Source organism: Erythrobacter colymbi, assembly GCF_002155685.1.
GTDB classification, from domain to species: Bacteria; Pseudomonadota; Alphaproteobacteria; order Sphingomonadales; family Sphingomonadaceae; genus Erythrobacter; species Erythrobacter colymbi.
In genome coordinates this window covers 103,968-124,648 of sequence record NZ_MUYK01000005.1, presented here as the reverse complement: position 1 = coordinate 124,648, position 20,681 = coordinate 103,968, and the positions used below count along the sequence as shown (strand labels likewise).

At 67.6% G+C, this 20,681-nt stretch carries 20 protein-coding genes, 1 tRNA gene and 1 pseudogene; 5 read left to right on the top strand and 17 right to left on the bottom strand.

All coding sequences use genetic code 11. The features are described from left to right. Positions 1-25: 25 nt before the first annotated feature. A pseudogene (locus BZF57_RS12440) lies at positions 26-1,129 on the bottom strand (tyrosine-type recombinase/integrase); the annotation flags it as partial. 177 nt (positions 1,130-1,306) lie between these two features. Next, positions 1,307-1,393: transfer RNA gene (locus BZF57_RS12435), tRNA-Leu, on the bottom strand. Positions 1,394-1,807: 414 nt separating this feature from the next. On the opposite strand from BZF57_RS12435, the gene BZF57_RS12430 reads away from it, so the two are divergent. Both BZF57_RS12430 and BZF57_RS12425 read left to right on the top strand, forming a co-directional pair. Next, positions 1,808-2,776: a complex I NDUFA9 subunit family protein gene (locus BZF57_RS12430; RefSeq protein WP_086738361.1), complete on the top strand. Its 969-nt coding sequence runs from the start codon at positions 1,808-1,810 to the stop codon at positions 2,774-2,776. A gap of 35 nt (positions 2,777-2,811) precedes the next feature. Further along, the gene (locus BZF57_RS12425) at positions 2,812-3,726 is read left to right on the top strand and encodes a formylglycine-generating enzyme family protein (protein WP_206073250.1); all 915 of its coding nucleotides are present in this window, start codon (positions 2,812-2,814) and stop codon (positions 3,724-3,726) included. Between the two features lie 50 nt (positions 3,727-3,776). Here BZF57_RS12425 and BZF57_RS12420 read toward each other — a convergent pair whose 3' ends face one another. Beyond that, on the bottom strand, positions 3,777-4,172 hold the full coding sequence (locus BZF57_RS12420) for a hypothetical protein (RefSeq protein ID WP_086738357.1): 396 nt from the start codon (positions 4,170-4,172) through the stop codon (positions 3,777-3,779). A 221-nt stretch (positions 4,173-4,393) separates the two neighbouring features. Next, positions 4,394-5,269, bottom strand: a complete 876-nt coding sequence (locus tag BZF57_RS12415) for a dienelactone hydrolase family protein (RefSeq protein ID WP_086738354.1) — start codon at positions 5,267-5,269, stop codon at positions 4,394-4,396. 141 nt (positions 5,270-5,410) lie between these two features. Here BZF57_RS12415 and BZF57_RS12410 point away from each other — a divergent pair, with 141 nt between their 5' ends. Together BZF57_RS12410 and BZF57_RS12405 are read left to right on the top strand one after the other, a co-directional pair. Further along, complete coding sequence (locus tag BZF57_RS12410; protein WP_240505968.1) at positions 5,411-7,582, top strand: PQQ-dependent dehydrogenase, methanol/ethanol family; 2,172 nt, start codon at positions 5,411-5,413, stop codon at positions 7,580-7,582. A gap of 2 nt (positions 7,583-7,584) precedes the next feature. Next, the gene (locus BZF57_RS12405; protein WP_086738352.1) at positions 7,585-8,043 is read left to right on the top strand and encodes a beta-lactamase hydrolase domain-containing protein; all 459 of its coding nucleotides are present in this window, start codon (positions 7,585-7,587) and stop codon (positions 8,041-8,043) included. Positions 8,044-8,168: 125 nt separating this feature from the next. Here BZF57_RS12405 and BZF57_RS12400 read toward each other — a convergent pair whose 3' ends face one another. From BZF57_RS12400 to BZF57_RS12360, 9 genes are all read right to left on the bottom strand, one after another. Then, complete coding sequence (locus BZF57_RS12400) at positions 8,169-8,567, bottom strand: VOC family protein (RefSeq protein WP_086738349.1); 399 nt, start codon at positions 8,565-8,567, stop codon at positions 8,169-8,171. Between the two features lie 63 nt (positions 8,568-8,630). Further along, the gene (locus BZF57_RS12395; RefSeq protein ID WP_162291005.1) at positions 8,631-9,062 is read right to left on the bottom strand and encodes a hypothetical protein; all 432 of its coding nucleotides are present in this window, start codon (positions 9,060-9,062) and stop codon (positions 8,631-8,633) included. A gap of 48 nt (positions 9,063-9,110) precedes the next feature. Then, a complete protein-coding gene (locus tag BZF57_RS12390; RefSeq protein WP_086738343.1) occupies positions 9,111-10,376 on the bottom strand; it encodes a serine hydrolase domain-containing protein in 1,266 nt (421 codons plus the stop codon). Positions 10,377-10,404: 28 nt separating this feature from the next. Beyond that, positions 10,405-11,271: a formyltetrahydrofolate deformylase gene (gene purU, locus BZF57_RS12385; RefSeq protein WP_086738340.1), complete on the bottom strand. Its 867-nt coding sequence runs from the start codon at positions 11,269-11,271 to the stop codon at positions 10,405-10,407. A 1-nt stretch (position 11,272) separates the two neighbouring features. Continuing rightward, positions 11,273-12,295, bottom strand: coding sequence for an NAD(P)H-dependent flavin oxidoreductase (locus tag BZF57_RS12380; protein WP_086738338.1), 1,023 nt, complete (start codon positions 12,293-12,295; stop codon positions 11,273-11,275). A gap of 10 nt (positions 12,296-12,305) precedes the next feature. Then, positions 12,306-13,490 carry a formate-dependent phosphoribosylglycinamide formyltransferase gene (gene purT / locus BZF57_RS12375; protein WP_086738335.1) on the bottom strand — a complete coding sequence of 395 codons (1,185 nt, stop codon included), beginning with the start codon at positions 13,488-13,490 and terminating at the stop codon, positions 12,306-12,308. A gap of 35 nt (positions 13,491-13,525) precedes the next feature. Next, positions 13,526-14,434 carry a sensor domain-containing diguanylate cyclase gene (locus BZF57_RS12370; RefSeq protein WP_162291004.1) on the bottom strand — a complete coding sequence of 303 codons (909 nt, stop codon included), beginning with the start codon at positions 14,432-14,434 and terminating at the stop codon, positions 13,526-13,528. A 276-nt stretch (positions 14,435-14,710) separates the two neighbouring features. Beyond that, positions 14,711-15,427: a helix-turn-helix domain-containing protein gene (locus tag BZF57_RS12365; RefSeq protein ID WP_086738330.1), complete on the bottom strand. Its 717-nt coding sequence runs from the start codon at positions 15,425-15,427 to the stop codon at positions 14,711-14,713. Positions 15,428-15,556: 129 nt separating this feature from the next. After that, positions 15,557-16,828, bottom strand: coding sequence for an aspartate kinase (locus tag BZF57_RS12360; RefSeq protein WP_086738327.1), 1,272 nt, complete (start codon positions 16,826-16,828; stop codon positions 15,557-15,559). A 50-nt stretch (positions 16,829-16,878) separates the two neighbouring features. Here BZF57_RS12360 and ubiG point away from each other — a divergent pair, with 50 nt between their 5' ends. Continuing rightward, the gene (gene ubiG, locus BZF57_RS12355) at positions 16,879-17,616 is read left to right on the top strand and encodes a bifunctional 2-polyprenyl-6-hydroxyphenol methylase/3-demethylubiquinol 3-O-methyltransferase UbiG (protein ID WP_086738324.1); all 738 of its coding nucleotides are present in this window, start codon (positions 16,879-16,881) and stop codon (positions 17,614-17,616) included. On the opposite strand, the gene BZF57_RS12350 is transcribed toward ubiG, so the two are convergent. From BZF57_RS12350 to pnuC, 4 genes are all read right to left on the bottom strand, one after another. Further along, on the bottom strand, positions 17,613-17,996 hold the full coding sequence (locus BZF57_RS12350) for a hypothetical protein (RefSeq protein ID WP_086738321.1): 384 nt from the start codon (positions 17,994-17,996) through the stop codon (positions 17,613-17,615). The two genes, ubiG and BZF57_RS12350, sit on opposite strands and share 4 nt — an antisense overlap. Positions 17,997-18,081: 85 nt before the next feature. Then, entirely contained in the window at positions 18,082-19,125 is a 1,044-nt protein-coding gene (locus tag BZF57_RS12345; protein ID WP_086738318.1) for a glycerophosphodiester phosphodiesterase family protein, read from the bottom strand. Continuing rightward, positions 19,118-20,101 (bottom strand): AAA family ATPase, encoded by a 984-nt coding sequence (locus BZF57_RS12340; RefSeq protein WP_240505967.1) that lies wholly within the window; start codon positions 20,099-20,101, stop codon positions 19,118-19,120. Before BZF57_RS12340 ends, BZF57_RS12345 begins: the two co-directional genes overlap by 8 nt. Continuing rightward, positions 20,098-20,673 (bottom strand): nicotinamide riboside transporter PnuC, encoded by a 576-nt coding sequence (pnuC, locus tag BZF57_RS12335; protein WP_086738314.1) that lies wholly within the window; start codon positions 20,671-20,673, stop codon positions 20,098-20,100. Before pnuC ends, BZF57_RS12340 begins: the two co-directional genes overlap by 4 nt. Between the last annotated feature and the right edge of the window lie 8 nt (positions 20,674-20,681).

Sequence of the window (20,681 nt, the reverse complement as noted above, 5' to 3'; positions counted from 1 at the left end):
CCCAGTACTGTCCCCGATTGTAGGTTCCACGGATCGCGTTGCTGTCTCCATGGGCAAGCGCGCGTTCGATGGCATCGGGGTGCCAGAGCCCACTTTCGTTGAGCATGGTCGAGGCCGTCGAGCGGAACCCGTGCGCCGTCATTTCGTCCTTGCTGTAGCCCATGCGCCGCAACGATGCGTTGATCGTGTTCTCGCTCATCGGGCGCAGGCGTGTGTGGAAGGCGGGGAAGATGTAGCCTTGCCCCCCTGTGATCGCCTTTAGCTCCCCGAGCAGTTCGAGCACTTGGCGCGATAGGGGCACTGCGTGTGTACGCCGCGCCTTCATCTTCCCTGCGGGGATCGTCCAGATCGCCTTCTCGAAGTCGATCTCTTGCCACTCGCCATGCCGCATCTCGCCCGGTCGAACGAAAATGTGCGGGGCGACTTTCAACGCCAGTTTGGTGATCGGGTAGCATTCGAACGCATCGATGGCGCGCAGAAGCTCGCCCAGCTTCTCCGGTTCGAGGATGGCCGCATAGTGCCGCGCTTGCGGCGTCAGCAGTGCGCCTTTGAGGATCGCCGTTGGGTCCGTGGTGCAGCGGCCAGTGGCCGCGCCATATCGGAACACGCGGCTCGCGAAAGAGCGGTACTTCTTGGCGGTCTCACGGTTGCCCCGCGCTTCCAGCTTCTTGAGCGGGGCCAGCATCATTTGCGGGTCGACATCCGAAATCGGCATGTGCCCGATCGCAGGCTTGAGCAGATCGAGGAACCATCGGGCCTTGAGCAGGGTGGCCTCGGCGCGGCCTTCGCCGACCATCTTGTTCTCGATATACTCTCGGGCGACCGACTCGAAGGTGTTGGCGGCGCTGATTTTGGCCGTCGCCTTGTTCTTCTTCCGCGTCAAAGCAGGGTCTTCGCCCTTGGCAATACGCAGCCTGAGTTCGTCGCGCTCAAGGCGCGCCGCTTGAAGACTAACTTCGGGCCAGGCACCAAGAGCGATCCTCTTTTCCTTGCCGCCTACATAATACTTCAACCGCCAGAGCTTCGAGCCGTTGGGGAAGATTTCAAGGTAGAGGCCGCGCTCATCGGCGCGCTTGTAGGCGGCAGCACCGGGCGAAAAAGCTCGGATTTGCAAGGCTGTCAGTGACATTTGGGGGCATGACCTTTCGCCAGAAAGGGGCATGAGGGGGCATATGCCCCGCTCCATGCCCCTGATTGTGGGGGCACGGCCTGAAACAGCGTGAAACACGCGGCATCAAAATCCCGCCAAAAATGGCAGAATTCTGCGGTTTTTTCAAGGTTCTTGATGCCACTCCCGCAGGAGTTTTGGTGCCCAGAAGAGGACTCGAACCTCCACGCCCTTGCGAGCGCCGCCACCTGAAGACGGTGCGTCTACCAATTCCGCCATCTGGGCACGGATGCTTCCGGTCGTCGTCGCCGGAGGCTGGGTAGGGGCGCGCCTCTAGCGGGGGGCGGGGGGTGCTGTCAATGCAAACCTCGCCGATTGTCGCGATCGGCGTGTTTCACGTGGAACAGTGCCGTTTTCCCCGCGCTGGGGAGGGTCTGGCGGGGGTCTGGAGGGCTCTGGCAGGGGTCTGGCACTCGTCTGGGCCGCGCTGGAGGTGGTCTGGGCGGGGCTGGCGAGAGGCCGGAGATTCGCCCCGCTGCCCGATCACCCCGCCGCGCGCCCTCAAACCCCCGCAACACCCGCCCCTCCCGTTATCCCCCCACCGCCACGACGCGCCCCCACACCCCTTGCCTCCGGCCCGCGCTTGTCGCAAAGCGCTGCGCAGCAACACGCAGCCATCACGAGCGAGCACAGACCCTCATGCCGTCCCCCACCTCCTCCCCGCTTGCCGGCCAGCTGGTCACGATCTTCGGCGGCACCGGCTATATCGGCAATTACGTCGCGCAGGCCCTGCTGAGCCGAGGCGCGCGCATCCGCCTTGCCAGCCGCGCGCCGGGCAAGGCGCAGAGCCTCAAGCCGCTTGCCAACCTCGGCCAGCTCCAGCTCACCCCCTGCGACATCACCAACGAAGCCCACGTCGCCGCCGCGCTCGAGGGCGCGAGCCATGTCGTCAACCTCGTCGGCGCCTTCACCGGCGATCTCGGCAAGCTGATGGGCGAGGCCCCCGGCACCATCGCGCGCCTCGCGGCCGAGCGCGGCGTGGCCAGCCTCGTCCATGTCAGCGCGATCGGCGCGGACGCCTCCTCGCCCACCGCCTATGCGCGCGGCAAGGCGCAGGGCGAGGCCGCCGTGCTGGCCGCCTTCCCCAAGGCGACGATCCTTCGCCCATCCATCGTGTTCGGCAAGGACGACAACTTCATCAACCTGTTCGCCGGGATGATCGAGCTGCTGCCGGTGCTCCCGGTGTTCGGCCCCGAGGCGAAGCTGCAACTGGTCTATGCCGACGATGTCGCCGAGGCCGTCGCGGTCGCGCTCGAGCATCCGCAGGCGCACGGCGGCAAGACCTTCGAGCTGGGCGGGCCGGAGCAGCTCTCCATGATGGAAATCCACGAGCGCATCGCCGCAGCGCAAGGACGCAAGCGCACCTTCCTCGCCGTGCCCGACGGGATCAGCGCCGCCTTTGCAGCCATGCCGCTGACCCCGATGAGCCGCGACCAGTGGACGCTGCTGAAGCCGGGCAGCACGGTGGCGCCCGGTGCGCTCGGTCTCGCCGACCTCGGCATCGAGGCCAAGCCGCTCGGCCTGTTCCTCGACAAGTGGATGCTGCGCTACCGCAAGCACGGCCGCTTCGGCGCGGCGAACGAGCGCGCGAAGCTGCACAAGGCGTAGGCGGCGGGGCTGCGGCGGACGGGGAGGACGAGGCCATGATGCGCAGAACCTTCCGGCAAGCCGCGGCGCTCGCCTGCATTGCCGCCGCTCTCGCCACCCCGGCGCTGGCGCAGCAGGGTGCCCTCGCGCCCGGCGCGGTCTTGCGCGATACCCTGCGCGACGGCTCGGCGGGGCCGGAGATGGTCGTCCTGCCCGCAGGGACCTTCGTCATGGGCTCGCCCGAGGACGAGAAGGGCCATGATTTCACCGAAGGCCCGCAGGCCGCGATCACCATAGCGAAGCCCTTTGCCGTCGCGCGCTACGAGCTCACCTGGGACGAGTGGGAGCAATGTGTCGCCGCCGGGGGATGCGAGGACAATGCGCGCAAGGCCTATGGCGAGCGGCGCGATGCCGGCTGGCCGGGCGATGCGGGCTACGGGCGCGGACGGCGTCCGGTCATCAATGTCGCGTGGGACGATGCCGCCGCCTACGTCGCCTGGCTCAGCGCCGAGACGGGCAAGCGCTACCGGCTATTGAGCGAGGCCGAGTGGGAATATGCCGCGCGTGCCGGATCGACCGGCCGCTTCCCCTGGGGTGAGGCCGATCCGGTCTGCGAGCCGGGCAAGCCCAACACAGCCAACTTCAGCAACCCCGCCAGCACGAGCCTGATGGGCGGCTGCAACGGCCGCAACACCGAACCGGTCGGCTATTCGGCCCCCAACGCCTTCGGCCTCTACGACATGCACGGCAATGTGCGCGAATGGGTGCAGGACTGCTTCCACGTCTATCTCGACGGCATCCCGGCGGACGGCTCGCCGTGGGTGACGGACTGCGACCGGGGCGGGGAGGGCCACGTGTTCCGCGGCGGCTCCTTCACCGGCGGCGCGAATCAGGCGCGCTCGGCCTCGCGCCAGGCAACCATCGGGCGCGAGGTCAACATGGGCATCCGGATCGCGCGCGAGATCGAGTGAGCTAGCCGCGGTTCGGCCAGAAGCAGCCGAGGCTGGCTCGCGGAGTTTGCCTAGGCGTAGCATTCCTGTGCTAGCTTGAGCCAAGCGGTCAGCGCTTCCATTTGCGCCGTAGCAGCTTCCAGATCGGGCGGTGCCTTGCCTTCAAGGAAGGCGTTGGCCATTGCGGAATCCGGCTTCAGGTGAACCTGTCCGTCCTTGTAGACGAACTCCGTGAACCCGGAATACGCGCCGAACGAATTGCGACCGTTCACCTCGCCACACGTCACATTGGTGCCGGTCCGCCAATTCCGGAATTGTGCACTGCCGGGGTCTTTCAGTTGAGCGGCGACAGCCTCTTCAACCTGCTTCTGCTTGGAGCCCCACGGATCATTATTGGCAGAAATATAGGTTCCGAGCGCAAGCAAGGCTGCGGCTCCGATTGCGAGATGGCTACGCTTGAAATTCACGCCGTGGCTCCGTGCTTGTCTGGCATGCAACTAGTTGGCGCGAATTGATTTTGCGTTAAGTCTGAACTCACAGGCGAAGCAGAAAGCCCTCTCACCTCCGTCTTCCCGGGCTCGACCCGGGATCCCGCTTCTTTCCTCACAAGCAATGGTGGCGCCCAAAGGCAGCGGGGCCCCGGATCAAGTCCGGGGAGACGGGGGAGTGTGATGATCCGACGGAGGTTCTACGCCAGCGCGGTCTTGTAGAGCGCCAGCAGGTCGGCCTCGCCCTGCGCTGCGGCGGGGGCGTTGTAGGCGGGGCTGTCGGGCACCATCCAGCCGTGGTCGCCGGCGTAGACATCGACCTTGGCGGGGCGCTTGGCCTCCTCGGCGGCGTCGCGCAGCACGGTCTTGTCGGCCGGGGCCTGCGCGTCGTCGTTCTTGGCGATGGCGATGAGGAAGCTCGCCTGCGTCTTGCCGAGCAGCATGTGCGGGCTCATCGGGTTGTCGGGCCGCACGAGGCCCCCGCCGTGGAAGCTCGCCGCGGCGCGGACGCGGGCGGGGACGGCGGCGGCGGTCCACACGGTGAAGGGCCCGCCCATGCAATAGCCCTGCGTGCCGATGCCGCGCGCGGTGTCGACGCCGTCCTGCCGGTCGAGCCACGCGACGATGGACGTCGCATCGCGCGTGATCGCCTCGGCATTGAGCTTGCCGCGCCACGGGCCGACCTTCTGGAAGCCGCCACCCGCGATGAAGGCAGCGAAGTCGGCGAACTGCTCGCCCGCGACGTCGCGGTAATAGGGGTTCACGATCAGCACCGCGTGGCCCTCGGCGGCGAGGTTGCGGGCGATGTTGCGCTTGGCTTCGCGCAGGCCTGCGATGTCGGGCCACAGGATCACGGCGGGGTGATCGCCCTTGGCCGGCTGGACGAGGAACCCGTCAAGCGTGCCGTCGGCGGTGGGGAAGCTGACGGCCTGTTCCTTGAGGCCGGGGAGCGGAGTGGTGGCGTTGCTCTCTCCGCTGGCGCAGGCGGCGAGCGCCGCGGCCCCGGTGAGCGCGCCGAACTGGCGGCGGCTGATCGCGGCCTTCGCCCATTCCTCGAGCTTGCTTTCATCGCACATCGGTCATGTCTCCTTGCACCCACCCGCGCGCCGTTCTGACGCGGCGGGGGCATTCCGACAAGCGGGAATGGACAAGCCGCCCACGGCGCGGCAACATACCGCAAAACAGACACGGCCCACAGGGCGGGGAGAGAGGGATCGATGGACTTCAGGCGCTGGGCCGCGGGGGCGGCGGTATTGCTTTCAGCCGGGATGCTGGCGAATTGCAGCCAGATCTTCGGCGGCGGCGAGGGTGAGGGCGTCACTACCGCGATGCTGGTCGGGGCCGATGGCGACACGGCCAACTGGATCAGCCACGGGCGCACCTATTCCGAACAGCGCTATTCCCCGCTCGAGGGCGTGAACCGCGAGAATGTCGGCCAGCTCGGCCTTGCCTGGTATGCCGACATGGACACCGGCCGCGGGCAGGAGGCGACGCCGCTGGTGATCGACGGCAAGCTCTACCTCACCACCGCGTGGAGCAAGGTGAAGGCCTTTGACGCCACCACCGGCAAGCCGCTCTGGGAATATGACCCCAAGGTTCCGGGCGAGACCGCGGTCAAGGCCTGCTGCGACGTGGTGAACCGCGGGCTCGCTGCCTATGGCGACAAGCTGTTCTTCGGCACGCTCGATGGCCGCCTGATCGCGCTCGACCGCAACACCGGCGGGGTGCTGTGGGAGAAGGTCACGGTCGATCAGTCCAAGAGCTACACCATCACCGGCGCGCCGCGCGTGATCGATGGCAAGGTGATCATCGGCAATGGCGGGGCGGAGTTCGGGGTGCGCGGCTTCGTCGCCGCCTATGACGCGAACGACGGCGCGCAGCTGTGGAAGTTCTACACCGTCCCCGAGGGCAAGCAGGGCGATGATGCCCCGGCCTATCTCCAGAAGGCCGCGGAAACGTGGAACATGGACGTTCTCGGCGCCAACGACGCGATCGGCGGCGGGGGCACGGTGTGGGATTCGATGGCCTACGACCCGGAGCTCGACCTGCTCTATATCGGCGTCGGCAACGGCTCGCCCTGGAACCGCGCCTACCGCTCGCCGGCCAAGGACGGCAGCGGCGGAGAGGGGGACAACCTCTACCTCTCCAGCATCGTCGCGATCCGGCCCAAGACCGGGGAATATGTCTGGCACTACCAGACCACGCCGGGCGAGACGTGGGACTTCACCGCCACCCAGCACATCATGCTCGCCGACATGGAAATCGACGGCAAGCTGCGAAAGGTGCTGATGCAGGCGCCCAAGAACGGCTTCTTCTACGTCATCGACCGCGAGACGGGGAAGTTCATCAGCGCCAAGCCCTATGTCGGGCTCAACTGGGCGACCGGGATCGACCCCAAGACCGGCCGCCCGATCGAGAACCCCGAGACCCGCGTCGACCGCACCGGCAAGCCCGCGATGGTGCTGCCCGGGCCGCTGGGCGGGCACAACTGGCACCCGATGGCCTTCAGCCCCAAGGAAAAGCTGGTCTATATCCCGGCCTTCGAGGCGGGGATGCTCTACGCCCCGCTCGCCAACTGGAAGCCCGACACCGCGCGCGGGTTCAATGTCGGCTTCGACTTCGCCGGCAACCTGCCCCCCGACGGTGGCTTCCGCCAGCAGGCGGCGGGCACGCTCAAGGGCCGGCTGGTGGCGTGGGACCCGGTGGCGCAGAAGGCGCGCTGGACGGTCGAGCACCCCGGGCCGTGGAACGGCGGGCTGCTCGCGACCGGCGGCGGGCTCGTGTTCCAGGGCACCACAGGGAGCGAGTTCAACGCCTATGACGCAGGCACCGGCAAGAAGCTCTGGAGCTTCGCCGCGCAGACCGGCGTGGTCGCCCCGCCGATCACCTACACCGTCAACGGCGAGCAATATGTCGCCGTGCTCGCGGGCTGGGGCGGGGCCTATGCCCTCTCGGTCGACGGCGATCTCATCAACCGCAAGGCGCCGGTGCGCAACATCAGCCGCCTCCTGGTGTTCAAGCTCGGCGGCACCGCCAAGCTGCCACCGCCGCCGCCGCTCGCCGACCTGCCGCTCGACCCGCCGCCGAGCACCGCCTCGCCCGAGGTCATCGCCGTGGGGCAGGCCAAGTATGGCCGCTACTGCGCGGTGTGCCACGCGCCGGGCGCGGTCGGATCGACCGTGCTCCCCGACCTGCGCCGCGCGGGCGCGCTCGAAAGCGCCGCCACCTGGCAGACCGTGGTGCATGACGGGGCGCTGAAGGACCGCGGGATGGCGAGCTTTGCCGGGTCGCTCTCGAAGGAAGAGATCGAGGCGATCCGCGCCTATGTCATCAAGCGCGCGAACGAGGACAAGGCGCTGGAGGCGGGCAAGAAGATCGCCCGCAGGTAGTCATGGCCGGCAGCGATCCCGTCGACATCCGCAACTGGCAGCGGCGGCCCGACGGGATCACCACTTCGGGCAAGCTCGAGCCGCATGACCCGGCGCGCCTTGCCGCGATCGGCGTGCGCCATGTGGTAAACCTCGCGCTCGACAGCCACCCCGAGGCGCTGGCCGGGGAAGCCGCGCTGCTCGCGGCCGAGGGTATTGCCTATACCCACATTCCCGTACCCTTCGACGCGCCGACGCCCGGCCATGTCGCCGCCTTGGCCGAAGCGCTGGCAGCGCAACCCGGCCCCACCCACGTCCATTGCATCATGAACTTCCGGGTGACGGCGTTCTTCTACCTGCTCGATTGCGCGGCAGGCGTGCCGGAAGCCGAGGCGCGGGCGCGGATGGCGATGGTGTGGAACCCGCTCGAGGACGAACGCGCGCCCGAGGCATGGCGGGTGCTGGTGCGCGGGGAGGGGTGATCTCCGCATCATCGTCACCCTGAACTTGTTTCAGGGTCCATCCGGCGGCCGGGCACTGCCCTCGATGGCGCACAGCCAGGCCGTCAAATGGATGCTGAACCAAGTTCAGCATGACGGGCCAGGAGCTAGGCGAAGAAATTCAGCTCCAGCAGCACGTTGTTCGGATCGGCCGTGAAGATCTGCCTGAGGCCGATGCTGGAGAGGTCGTTCACGCGGTAATCCGCCCCGCGCGCATCGAGCCGCGCCACGACCTCCTCGAACTGTCCGCAGCGCAGCGCCACGTGGTGGATCGCACCCGTCTCCGCGCCCGGTTGCACCGCGCGGTCGAAGGCGCGGGGGCAATCGACCGCGTTGATGTGCAGGATCGCCTGCCCGCGCGCGTCATACATCCAGCGCGCCTGCGCCGGCGTCAGCGGCGGCGGCGCGTCGCGTTCCTCCAGATCGAGCAGCTCGGCATAGAACCGTGCGGTCTCCGAGAGACGGTCGGTGATGATGTTCACATGGTCGAGGCGTTCAACGATCATGCGCGCGAGGATGCCGCACGGGGATGCTTCGCACAACTCGCCAAAAGCGGGGGGGTGCGCGCCTCAGCCGATAGCGGCGAAAGCGAACATGCCCAGCCCGGCGATCATCATGCCGGGAGCGATCGGAATCCTCTCGCGACGGAGCAGGAACGCGCCTGCGGCGGCCAGTCCCATCGCGATGGTGATGAAGAGGAGATAGTCTCCGGCGTCGTGGAACCATGGCAGGAAGGCGATCGCGACCTTCACCACCCCGCCCGGCACGCCGCCGACGAAGGTGAAGATGCCGATCCACACCACCGTGCCGATGATCCAGAACAGCCAGGGCGCCTCCGCCGGCCCGTCGCGGGTCAGGCCGAGGGCAAGCCCCGCCACCAGTACCGCCGCCGCACACCAGTTGGGCAGGTTGCCGCTGCGCAGGTTGACCGCCAGCACCGGAACGAAAACCACCACCAGCGCCAAGAGGCGCACCATTTCCCACGATAGTGACGACATCATGCCCTCCATCAAAGGGGCAATGACATCAGTGATTTAAGATGGCGTGAATCAGTCGCCCGCCGGGCCCTGGTAGTCCGCGCCGTAAACCGCTTCGCGGAATTCGCGGTGCATCGCGTTGTCGAAGGGTATCTTCTGCGTGGCGAAGACTACCGCCATGTCCTGTGCCGGATCGACCCAGAACAGCATCGAGGGGAAACCGTCCCAGAAGAACTCGCCGACGCTGCCGCGGTTCTCTTGCGGGCTCTGCGGCGGGGCGGTGCGCACGAACAGGTCGATGCCGAACCCGCCGCTGCCCTTGCCGGGGAGCCACTGGCGGTTCTCGGTGGGGATGCGCGGATCGAGCTGGTCGGTGGTCATCAACCGCAGCGTCGAAGGTTTGAGGATGCGGGTGCCATTCAGCGTGCCCTGCCCGAGCAGCATCCGGGCGAAGGTCATGTAATCGTCCACCGTGGTGACGATCCCCGCGCCGCCCATCGTCATCGGCTTGCCCTTGAAATTGGGTTCGAGCAGCAGCGCTTCGGGCACCGGGACGAGCGCGCCGGCCTCCGCGTAATAGGCGCTCGCCAGTCGCGCGCGGTCTGCCGGGGTGCGTTTCCACCCGCTGTCCTTCATGCCGAGCGGCTGGAAGATGTGCTGCGCGACATACTCGGCAAAGGGCTGGCCCGAGAGCACCTCGACCAGCCGCGCCTGCACGTCGACCCCGGCGCTGTAATGCCAGTGCGCGCCCGGATCGTAGAGCAGCGGCACCTGCGCCATCGCCTGCGAGAATTCGGCGAGCGTCTTGTCGAAGGCAAGCGGTTGCAGGCGGCTCCATGCGCGGTCGGCGGCGTTCTGAGGCTCGCCGTCCGCGCCATAGGTGAAGCCCGCGGTGTGGCGCAGCACGTCGCGGATCGTGACCTTGCGCTTCGGCTCGCGCAGGATCGGCGAGCCATCGGGGTTCTCGCCGTCGGCGACCTTCAGCGCGGCATATTCGGGCAGGTGCCATTCGAGCGGATCGTCGAGCCCGAACTTGCCCTGCTCCCACAATTGCATCAGCGCGACGCCGGTGACCGGCTTGGTCATCGAATAGATCTGGAACAGCGTGTCGCGCGCGATCGGGCGGGCGGCCTCGCGGTCGGCATCGCCGACGGCCTCGAAGCAGGCCTCGGCCCCGTCCTTCCACACCAGCGCCGAAGCGCCGACGGTGCGGCCATCGGCCACCAGCTTGCCGAGGAATGCGTCGATCCTGCCGCAGTCGGGGCGGTAGGGCGCCTCTTCGGCGGATGCAGGGAGCGCTACCAGCGCGAGCGCCAGTGCGGCGGCGGTTCTGATCATTGTCCCTCTCCCTCCCATGCGGCCCGGATCAGCCCCTGAAGACGACCGTCCGGTTTCCGTTCATCAGCACGCGGTCTTCGGCGAAGAGACGCACCGCCTCGGCGAGCACCCGGCGCTCGATGTCGCGGCCCTTGCGGACAAGGTCCTCCGGACTGTCAGCATGGGTGATGCGCTCGACATCCTGGTGGATGATCGGCCCCTCGTCGAGATCAGCGGTCACGAAATGCGCGGTCGCGCCGATGATCTTCACCCCGCGCGCGTGGGCCTGGTGATAGGGCCGCGCGCCTTTGAAGCCGGGGAGGAAGGAGTGGTGGATGTTGATCGCGCGGCCCGCGAAATGGGCCGAGAGTGCGTCAGAGAAGACCTGCATGTAGCGCGCCAGCACCACCAGCTCGGCGTCGGTTTCCTCGGCGAGCGCCCGCAACTGCGCCTCGGCGGCGGGCTTGGTGTCGGGGGTGACGGGGATGTGGTGGAACGGGATATCGCCGATATCCACCCGGATCGCGGCCTCGCGCGGGTGGTTGGAGACGATCGCCACCGGATCGATCGCCAGTTCGCCGGTGCGCCAGCGGTAGATCAGGTCGACGAGGCAGTGGTCGAACTTGCTGACCATGATGATGGTGCGACGCGGCCGGTCCTCGCGCGCCATCTTCCATTCCATCCCGAACTCGCCCGCCAGCGCGGTGAAATCCGCACGCAGGCCCTCGGGCGTCGAGCCGTCGGGATCGAACACCACGCGCATGAAGAACCGGTCGCTCCCGCCCGCCTCCCCGCGGTCGTTGAACTGCTGCGCGTCGAGGATGTTGGCGCCCCGCTCGAACAGGAAGCCGGTGACGCGGGCGGTGATGCCGGGCCGGTCAGCGCAGGCGAGTGTGAGGACGAGGGGTTGGGTCATGTCAGCGGGTGAGCGCCGCCTCGCACTGGCCCATCAGCTCGGCGATGATGTCGGCAGCGGGTTCTTCCCTGGTGACCATGCCGACCGACTGCCCGGCCATGACCGAGCCGTTCTCGACATCGCCCTCGATCACCGCGCGGCGCAGGGCTCCGGCCCAGAAGTGCTCGATCTGGAGCTGGGCCTCGGCCATGTCGATCCCGCCTTCATCGAGCAGGGCGGCGACTTCGCGCTGCTTGGCGGTGAATTCCTCGGTGCCCTTGTTCTTGAGCGCGCGCACCGGGATCACCGGCAGGCGCGGGTCGACCTGCACCGATGCCACCGCCTCGCGGGCCGAGGCGCGGAAGAAGGCCTTCTTGAAATCGGGGTGGGCGATGCTCTCGGTGGCGCAGGCAAAGCGGGTGCCGAGCTGCACGCCCGCCGCGCCCATTTCGAGGTAGGAGGCAATCGCCTCGCCCCGGCCGATGCCGCCAGCGACGAAGATCAGGTGATCGGCGCTGAGTTCCGGCAGGATTTCCTGCGCCAGCACGCTGGTCGAGACCGGGCCGATATGTCCGCCCGCTTCCATCCCCTCGATCACCAGCGCATCCGCGCCCGAGCGCAGCAGCTTCTTGGCGAGCGCCAGGGTGGGGGCAAAGCAGATTACCTTTGCACCATCGCTGTGCGCACAGGAATCGTGGATCGACTCAATCGAACCCTTTGGTGGAATGCCACCCGCGAGGACCACGTGACTGACCTGATTGTAGGCGCACACGTCGATCAGTTCCATCAGGTCAGGGTGCATCGTGATGAGATTCACGCCGAAGGGCTTGTCGGTCAACGCGCGCGTTGCCTTGATCTCCCGGTCGAGCAGTTCGGGGGTCATCGCCCCGCAGGCGATCACGCCGAAGCCGCCCGCGTTGGAGATCGCGGCGACAAGGTTGCGCTCGCTCACCCAGCTCATCGCGCCGCACAGGATCGCGGTCTCGCAGCCGAGGAAGTCGGTGCCGCGCTTCATGGCGGCGGCGGTCTTGGGGTAGGTTTCCATGGGCCGCGCCCTAGTCGCTCGAAGGCGAATAGACAATCCGCACGGCGTCGGCCGCCTGCTTGGCCAGCGCAACCGCTGCGGGCGCGTCGGCGGCGCGGGCGAGCGCCACGCCCATGCGGCGGTAAGGCCGGGTGACGGGCTTGCCGAAAATCCGCACGTCGGTATCGCCCAGCGCCAGCGCTTGCGACAGGCCTTCGAAGGCGAAATCATCGCTCTCGCGGTCGGCGAGGATCACGGCGGAGGCGGCGGGACGGGCGGCGATGCTGGCGGGCACCGGAAGGCCGAGGATGGCGCGGGCGTGGAGGTCGAACTCGGTGAGGTCCTGGCTCGCGAGCGTCACCATGCCCGTGTCGTGCGGGCGCGGGGAGAGCTCGGAGAAGATCACCTCCTCCCCGCGCACGAAGAATTCGACGCCGTAGAGCCCCCAGCCGCGGCCGTTGCCCTGCAAGGCCATGACGACCTTGGCGGCCATGTCCTGCGCGGCTGCGAGCGCGGCGGCGCTCATGGCGGCGGGCTGCCAGCTTTCGCGGTAGTCGCCGCGTTCCTGCCGGTGGCCGATGGGCGGACAGAAGCTGATGCCCTCGGCATGGCGCACGGTCAGCAGGGTGATTTCATAGTCGAAGGCGATAAACTGCTCGGCGATCACCCGCGCGCGGTCGCCGCGCATGTTGGCGACGGCGTAATTCCACGCGGCCTCCAGCGCCTCGGGCCCGTCGACCTTGCTCTGGCCCTTGCCCGAGGAGGACATGACCGGCTTCATCACCAGCGGATAGCCGATGCGCGCGGCGATGGCCTCGCACTCGGCGAAGCTCTCGGCGTAGCCGTATTTCGAGGTGACGAGGCCGAGCTCGCCCGCCGCCAGATCGCGGATCGCGTCGCGGTTCATGGTGAGCTGCGCGGCGCGCGCCGAGGGGACGATGCGCAAGCCTTCCGCTTCCAGATCGGCGAGCATTTCGGTGCGGATCGCCTCGATCTCGGGGACGATCAGATCGGGCCGGTGCTTCTCCGCCGCGGCCCTGAGCGCCGCGCCATCGAGCATCGAGAACACCTCGCGCCCGTCCGCGACCTGCATCGCCGGGGCGTTGTCATAGCTGTCACAGGCGATCACCCGCGCGCCGAGGCGCTTTGCGGAAATGACGAATTCGCGGCCCAGCTCGCCCGAACCGAGCAGCAGGATGGTGGCAATGTGGCTCATGGGGGCGGTTTAGCGGCCCCGTGTCACAAGTCCAGTTAGGCAGCTCTGCGATGCCCTGCGACCGCCGCCTGACGCCCGCCGCCTGCCCGCGCCAGCACCAGCCCCAGCTCTGCCTCGCGCAACGTCCAGTCGACGGTGCATTCGACACGTGCGAGCCCGGCGCTGGCTGTCAGTTGCGGGGCCTTGGCGGAGGCGGGGGCGGCGAGACCTGCGAAGGTTTCCAGCACGTCCTCGGCCCATTCGCGCGCCCCGCGGGAGGACATTTCGGGCAGCAGCACGGCGAAGCGCTCGCCATCGAGCTGCGCCAGCTCGTGCCCGGGCAGCGCCATCGTCTCGAGGAACTTGGCAAAGCCCCACAGCACCTCGTCGGCGGTGCGCTGGCCATAGCGCAGCAGCAGCGCGCGCATCCCGTCGACCGCGAAGACCGCGATCATCTGCCCGCCGCCATGTGCCAGATGGCGGCGCAGGCTGGCGCAGAAGGCCTGACGGTTGGACAGACCGGTGAGCGGATCGGTGACCGCGCGGGCGTGAAGCTCGCCTTCGAGGCTGCGCAATTGCTGCACCGATCGCATCAGGTACATGGCCCCGTCGGGCGTGCCGTCGGGCGTGCACATCGGCCTGAGGCTCAGGGCATACCAGCGCTGGCAGCGGGTCTCGCGGCAGGTGTTGCGTTCGGCGCAGGCGATGACGGGAAACTCGATCCAGCCGAGCTGCGAACAGCCTTCCAGCACGCGCGTCACATGATCGGAGAGGAAAGCGGCGTGCTCGCGTTCCGCCAGATCGGCAATGTGCGGAAGCAGCAGCGTGGCGGACATGTCCACGCCGATTTCCGCAATGTTCGCGGACGCGTGGATAATGAAACCGTGCCGGTCCAGCCTGATCACGATATCGCCCGATGTTTCTTCAAGCAGACCATGCAGCACATGGCCTTCGACGTCACTCAACCCGATTTTCATACCGACAGTGCCCCAGCGGTCCAACGAAAGATTCGCCAACTCGCTCCTAGTCAGAATTACTTGGTAACTAACGCAACACGACCCAAAGAAAACTTTCCCTTGTTTTCCCGACGACGAACGCTTTTATTGTTAGTTAAGTAAATTTACTTGACTAAAAAACGAATCACCTCCGGGTTTCGTTTACCATACTTTTCTATTGGGGCAGTCTATCCAATACGTATTGGGCGCATCCGTAACCGCTTGTAGTCCGGACGGGGTTCAGGATTACACCTCGATCATGATCCGCACCGCCGAGGGATCGGTGCCGCAAGCCTCGGCAATCCGCGCGCGGCATTCGGCGATCACCGCGTCGATTTCGCGCGGGGCGGGCGCGGCGGCGAGCAGGTCGGGGGCGACCCCGAGCGCGGCGGCGATCGATTCCAGCCGTTCGGGCAGGGGGCGGGCCTTGCCCTTTTCCCACGCCCAGACCGTCGGCTTGCTGACGCCGAGCGTGGTGGCGATGTCGGCGAGCGTCAGCCCGGCCTCGCGCCGCAAGCGGTTGAGCCGCGCGCCGAGTGTCTCGCCCGGTGCCGTGCCGAGCGCCGATCCCGCGCCGAGGCCGGATGAAAGCGGCCGCGTCGGCACGCCCGGGGCAAAGCCCTGCAACTGCGCGGCCGCCAGCGCCGCGGCGCCGAGCGGCTCGGCAAAGGCGCAGCCGTAGAGCCGTTCGCTGCGCCACACGACGGTCGCGATCACCGCGCCGGCTTCGGGCAGGTCGAGCGCGAGCTGCTCGCCCTCGCTCAGGGCAATGCCGGTCTCCAGCAGCAGGCCGGCTGCCGAGATGTTGTGGATGGTGACATTCGCCTCGACCCCGTCGGGGCCCGCATCGGCGAAGAAGCCGCTGGTTTCCAGCCACAGCGCCCTGCGCGGGGCGGCGCGCTGGCTTTCGGGCCGGGTATCCGGGGTGGCGGCGGGCTGGTCGAGATGGGCCTTGATGGCCATGGCATGCGACTCCTCGCTCGGGAATGAGCGGTCGCACAGTCCGGCCCAAAACGTTAAAGCGGAGTCACCTGAAATGGTTAATTCGGACGAAACGGGCTATCCGTAAGCTAACGGTGGAGCCCGCGCCGGTCAGTCCTTCGCGTCGAGCCCGTAGGCCGTGTGAAGCACGCGCACAGCGAGTTCGGTTTCGTCCTCGTCGATCATCACGCTGATCTTGATTTCCGAGGTGCTGATCGCCTGGATGTTGATGCCGCGGTCGGACAGCGCGCGGAACATCGAGGAGGCGACGCCCGCGTGGCTCTTCATGCCGACACCGACGACGCTGATCTTGGCGATCTTGCTGTCGGTGATGATGCGGTTGAAACCGATCGCGTCGCGCCGGTCCTCGAGCAGCGCCTGCGCGCGGGCGAGGTCGGACTGGGGCACGGTGAAGGTCACGTCGGTCTCGCCCTTGTCGCGCCCGACGTTCTGGATGATCATGTCGACGTTGATCGAAGCCGCCGCGAGCGGCTCGAAGATGTTCGCCACCGCGCCCGGACGGTCGGGCACGCGGGTGAGGATCACCTTGGCCTCGTTCTTGTCATGCGCGATGCCGGTCACAAGCTGGCGTTCCATCAGGCCCTTCTCCACCAATTCGTCCATTTCCTCGTCCGAGACGATCATCGTCCCGGGCAGATCGTCGGCGGGCGGCGCGCCCTCGCCGATGAAGCTCGAAAGCACCTGCACCCGCACCTTTTCCTTCATGGCAAGGCCGACCGAGCGGGTCTGGAGCACCTTGGCGCCCACGGATGCGAGTTCGAGCATTTCCTCGTAGGTCACCGCCTTCTGCTTCTTCGCCTTGGCGACGATGCGCGGGTCGGTGGTGTAGACGCCGTCGACGTCGGTATAGATGTCGCAGCGGTCCGCCTTGATCGCGGCCGCGACCGCCACCGCCGAAGTGTCGGAACCCCCGCGGCCGAGCGTGGTCACGCGATTGTCTTCCGAAAGGCCCTGAAAGCCGGGGATCACGGCGATCTCGCCCGCTTCCATGCTGGCGATCAGGGCTTCGGAATCGATCGATTCAATCCGCGCCTTGGCATGGGCCTCGATGGTGTTGACTGGCAGCTGCCAGCCGAGCCAGCTGCGCGACTTGCAGCCCAGCGCTTGCAGGGTGAGCGCCAGCAGGCCGCTGGTGACCTGCTCGCCGCTCGCCACCACCACGTCGTATTCGGCAGGGTCGTAAAGCGGGTTCGCCTCGCGGCAGAAGTTGACGAGCCGGTCGGTCTCGCCCGCCATCGCGCTGACGACCACCGCCACCTGATCGCCGCGCGCGGCCTGCGCGCGCACGATATTGGCCACGCGGCGGATGCGCTCCGTCCCGGCCATCGAGGTGCCGCCGAATTTCATCACGATACGTGCCAAGGAGAAAGCTCCCGCTGGTGAGTGTTCGCGCGCGCTGTTAGGGATGGTTCATGGGAAACGCAAACATTCCGAATGTTACAATTCGCCCCGAAGAGGCAGATTTTTTCGCAAAGCTGGCGCGCGACTGGTGGAATCCCAAGGGGCCGATGGCCTCGCTCCATCAGGTGAACCCGGTGCGGCTCGCCTTCGTGCGTGACGCGATCGACGCGCATTGGCCCGAGGCGGCGGGGGCGGCGCGGCCGCTGGCGGGCAAATCCGCGCTCGATATCGGCTGCGGGGCGGGGCTCTTGTGCGAGCCTCTCGCGCGGCTCGGCGCGGCGGTGACCGGCGTCGATGCGGCGGCGGAGAACGTTGCGGCCGCGGCGACCCATGCCGAGGGCGTGGGGCTCGATATCCGCTACATGGCGGGCGAGGTCGCAGGGCTCGACATCGGCACCTTCGATCTCGTCACCAGCGTCGAGGTGATCGAGCACGTCGCCGACAAACCGGCCTTCCTCAAGGATGTCGCGGCGCGGCTCGCACCTGACGGCCTGCTCGTCATGTCGACCCCCAACCGCACCGCGGCAAGCCGCGTGCTGCTGGTCGGCGCGGCCGAGGCGGTGGGCTATGTCCCCAAGGGCACCCACCACTGGGAGGACTTCGTCACCCCCGACGAGCTCGAGGCGCTGCTCGCCGAGGCGGGCCTGACGGTCACGGCAAAGCGCGGGATTGCATGGCGCCCGGGGAAGGGGCTGCACCTGTCGGACGACATGGCGCTCAACTATATCCTGAGCGCGCGGCGGCCCTAGCAGCTGGCGATCTGGAACGCGGTTGCCTCGACCCCGATGTTGGAGATGATCTCCATCCGGATCTTCCCGCCGCGCGCAAACAGATCGCGGGCGCTGCTCGTGTCGCACAGCTTGGGCCGCAGCTTTTGCCGCGCGGTGGCCGGATCGATCGTGGCATGACCGGTCGGCAGATCGAGAATGCGGAACACGAGCATGTCCTTGCCGATCACCTCGGCCTCCACCCGCGCCTTGCCGAATTCGTCAGGCAGCATCGCCGTGCCGGCAGTGTTGAAGAAATACGCGGCGTCCGCGAGCTCTTCCTCGAGCGTCTGGGGCGGTCCCAAGACAGAGTCGCAGCCCGAAGCTGCGATCAGGACAAGCGGCAGGAACAGGTGTTTCATGGTGCGACCCCTTCGATACGAGAGGTGATTGTTCCATGAAATCAATTAAGAAAGCGTACCGCGCAGGATTGCGAGACGATCGGAGCTAGGGACAGCTGCGCCCCTTCAGCGGCCCGTCGGTGAACACGCCCGCGACGCCCGCCGCCTTCAGCAGCGCGGCGAGTTTCACGTCGCCGCAGCCCTTGCCCTTGGGATCCTCGCCCGTCCGCAGCATGGCGGGGAGGAAGTCGTTCTCGGGCCGGATCGTCCAGGCGTGGACCTCCAGACCCGCCGCCTTCGCATCGGCGACCAGCGCGGTCGGGGTGCCATCGGGGTTGAGCACCATCGCGATGTGCGCGCCCACCACGTCGGCATATTTCGCCACCTCGGCAAGGCCCGAGGGCGTCACCATGTCGGCATAACGCAGCGCGGGTTCGTCCGCCGGGCCACCGGTGGGCTCGACCAGAAGGACGTTTTTGAACCCCGGCGCGCGCTGCCTCAGGCGCTGGAGCGGGGCGATCTCGAAGCTCTGGATGAACACCGGATCGGCCGGCGTGATGCCGAGCTGCCGGAATTCGCGCAGCAGCAGGTCGACCAGATCGATGCCTTCGTTCTGGAGCAGGAAGGTGGGGTGCTTCAATTCGGGATAGATGCCGATCCGCCGCCCGGTCTCGGCCTCCTTGGCGCGCACCAGCTTCACGATGTCGGCAAGCGTCGCCACCTGATAGAGCCCGTCGAAGCGCGCATTGGCGGGGCGGACGCCCGGAATGCGCTCCTTCACGCGCAGGGTGCGCAGTTCGGCGAGGGTGAAGTCCTCGGCGAACCAGCCTGCGACCAGCCGCCCGTCGATGGTCTTCTCGCGGCGGCGGTCCTCGAACTCCTCGCGGGTGGCGACGTCGGTGGTGGCCGACAGCTCGTTCTCGTGGCGCGAGACGAGGGCGAGGTCCTTGGTGGCGACCAGATCGGGCTCGATATAGTCCGCGCCCTCGTCGATCGCGCGCTCATAGGCGGCGAGCGTGTGTTCGGGGCGTTCGGCACTCGCGCCGCGGTGGGCGATGATCAGCATGGAATCTCCCTGTGCCTGCGCCGGCGCCGTGGCGGGCGCGGCGGCGAGCAGCATGGCGGCACAGATCAGGCCAGGTCTATTCATCAATCGCTCCCAAGGCGGCGCGCGCCGCGTCCAGCCGCTCCGGCCCTTGCCCGGCGATCCGCACGAAGCGAACGCCCGCGTCGACCAGCACCTGCTCGACGATGGTTGCGAACCTGTGACGGTCGGCGGGATCGCTGAAGAAGCGGGTGCCGTCATCGACCCACGGCAGGTCGGGTTCGAGCAGCAGGTAGAGGTCGGCCTTGGGCTGGGCCATCAGCTCCGCGGGCCGCTCGCCGAGCAGCATCTCGGTCCACGCGGCGGTCATCAGCGCATCGGTGTCGACGAGGAGCAGCGGCCCGGCCCATGCGTGCGCGGCCTCGATCATCGCGGTCTGTGCGCGGCCGATCAGAAGCAGGTCATCGCGGGTGAGCCGCTCCCTGTGCGCCTCGCAATGGCTGCGGCCATATTCACCGACGGTGAGTGCGCCGGTCTCCCCAGCAAGGCGCGCGGCGAGCGTGGTCTTGCCGGTGCTCTCGGCCCCGTGGAGGCAGACGGTGCGGCGGTAATGCCGGCGGACGGGTTGGGGGAGGTAAGCCCAATGCGCCGCCGGATCGCTGCGGACGGCGCTGGCCGATAGGCCCGCGACCGGATCGGCGGAGAGGCCCAGCACCCGCCCGCCCAAGGGCACGAAGAACCCGCCCACCTGCCGCGCTAGCTCTGCGCCGTAATCCTCGCCTGCGAAGACGTAGTCGATCGGCTCAGGATGCGCGGCGGCGACGATGCCGCGCCAGACCGGCCAGAAGTCGGGAGAGTCCTCCGGCGCCTGCGGGACGACCGCACTGTGGCCGATCACGCGGCAATCGGGCGCGAGTTCGCGCATCCATGCAAGGCGCGTCTCGCCCGGGATCGGATCGTCCGGCAGCCAGCATACCAGCACCGTCAACTCGTCCACCAGCGCGCGCGCGGCGCGGATCAGCGACAGGTGCCCGGCGTGCGGGGGCATGAACTTGCCGAGGAGGAACCCGCGCTTCGTCACGCGGCGATGGCCTCGCCATCACGAGCGGCTTTCGCCCATTCCCTGAGGCCCATCACCGCCAGCACGAGGAACACCGCATAGAGCCCCGCGGTGAGGTAAAGCTCGCGGTTGATGTAGACCCCGACCGACAGCACGTCGATCGCGACCCACAGCGCCCAGTTCTCCACCCGCCGCACCGCCAGCAGCACCTGCGCGACCACGCTCGCCCCGGCGATGGTCGCATCGGCATAGGGGACCGCGGCATCGGTGAAGCGGGCCATCTCCCAGCCGATGCCGAGCGCGCTGACCGCAACCAGCACCAGCGCCGCGATGCGCGCGGGCCAGCCCATCCACGTGACCTCGACCGACTGCGCGAGGCCTCCGGCGCGGGCCCACAGCCACCAGCCCCAGCCCTGCACGACGAAGAAGAACACCTGCAAGGCCGCCTCGCCATAGAGCCGCGCCTCGGCGAAGATCACGCAATAGAGCGCTACCATCGCCATGCCGAAGGGGTAGTTCCAAATGCTGCGCTTCACCAGCAGGCCGATATTGGCCAGCCCGAGCGCGACAGCGATGATCTCCAGCGGGTTCATGGGCAGCA

What these genes read in the sequence shown, in the direction of transcription:
- BZF57_RS12430 (WP_086738361.1), top strand. Translation starts at nt 1,808, where the DNA reads ATGCCGTCCCCCACCTCCTCCCCGCTTGCCGGCCAGCTGGTCACGATC.
- BZF57_RS12425 (WP_206073250.1), top strand. Translation starts at nt 2,812, where the DNA reads ATGATGCGCAGAACCTTCCGGCAAGCCGCGGCGCTCGCCTGCATTGCC.
- BZF57_RS12415 (WP_086738354.1), bottom strand. Translation starts at nt 5,269, where the DNA reads ATGTGCGATGAAAGCAAGCTCGAGGAATGGGCGAAGGCCGCGATCAGC.
- BZF57_RS12410 (WP_240505968.1), top strand. Translation starts at nt 5,411, where the DNA reads ATGGACTTCAGGCGCTGGGCCGCGGGGGCGGCGGTATTGCTTTCAGCC.
- BZF57_RS12405 (WP_086738352.1), top strand. Translation starts at nt 7,585, where the DNA reads ATGGCCGGCAGCGATCCCGTCGACATCCGCAACTGGCAGCGGCGGCCC.
- BZF57_RS12400 (WP_086738349.1), bottom strand. Translation starts at nt 8,567, where the DNA reads ATGATCGTTGAACGCCTCGACCATGTGAACATCATCACCGACCGTCTC.
- BZF57_RS12395 (WP_162291005.1), bottom strand. Translation starts at nt 9,062, where the DNA reads ATGATGTCGTCACTATCGTGGGAAATGGTGCGCCTCTTGGCGCTGGTG.
- BZF57_RS12390 (WP_086738343.1), bottom strand. Translation starts at nt 10,376, where the DNA reads ATGATCAGAACCGCCGCCGCACTGGCGCTCGCGCTGGTAGCGCTCCCT.
- purU (WP_086738340.1), bottom strand. Translation starts at nt 11,271, where the DNA reads ATGACCCAACCCCTCGTCCTCACACTCGCCTGCGCTGACCGGCCCGGC.
- BZF57_RS12380 (WP_086738338.1), bottom strand. Translation starts at nt 12,295, where the DNA reads ATGGAAACCTACCCCAAGACCGCCGCCGCCATGAAGCGCGGCACCGAC.
- purT (WP_086738335.1), bottom strand. Translation starts at nt 13,490, where the DNA reads ATGAGCCACATTGCCACCATCCTGCTGCTCGGTTCGGGCGAGCTGGGC.
- BZF57_RS12365 (WP_086738330.1), bottom strand. Translation starts at nt 15,427, where the DNA reads ATGGCCATCAAGGCCCATCTCGACCAGCCCGCCGCCACCCCGGATACC.
- ubiG (WP_086738324.1), top strand. Translation starts at nt 16,879, where the DNA reads ATGGGAAACGCAAACATTCCGAATGTTACAATTCGCCCCGAAGAGGCA.
- BZF57_RS12350 (WP_086738321.1), bottom strand. Translation starts at nt 17,996, where the DNA reads ATGAAACACCTGTTCCTGCCGCTTGTCCTGATCGCAGCTTCGGGCTGC.
- BZF57_RS12345 (WP_086738318.1), bottom strand. Translation starts at nt 19,125, where the DNA reads ATGAATAGACCTGGCCTGATCTGTGCCGCCATGCTGCTCGCCGCCGCG.
- pnuC (WP_086738314.1), bottom strand. Translation starts at nt 20,673, where the DNA reads ATGAACCCGCTGGAGATCATCGCTGTCGCGCTCGGGCTGGCCAATATC.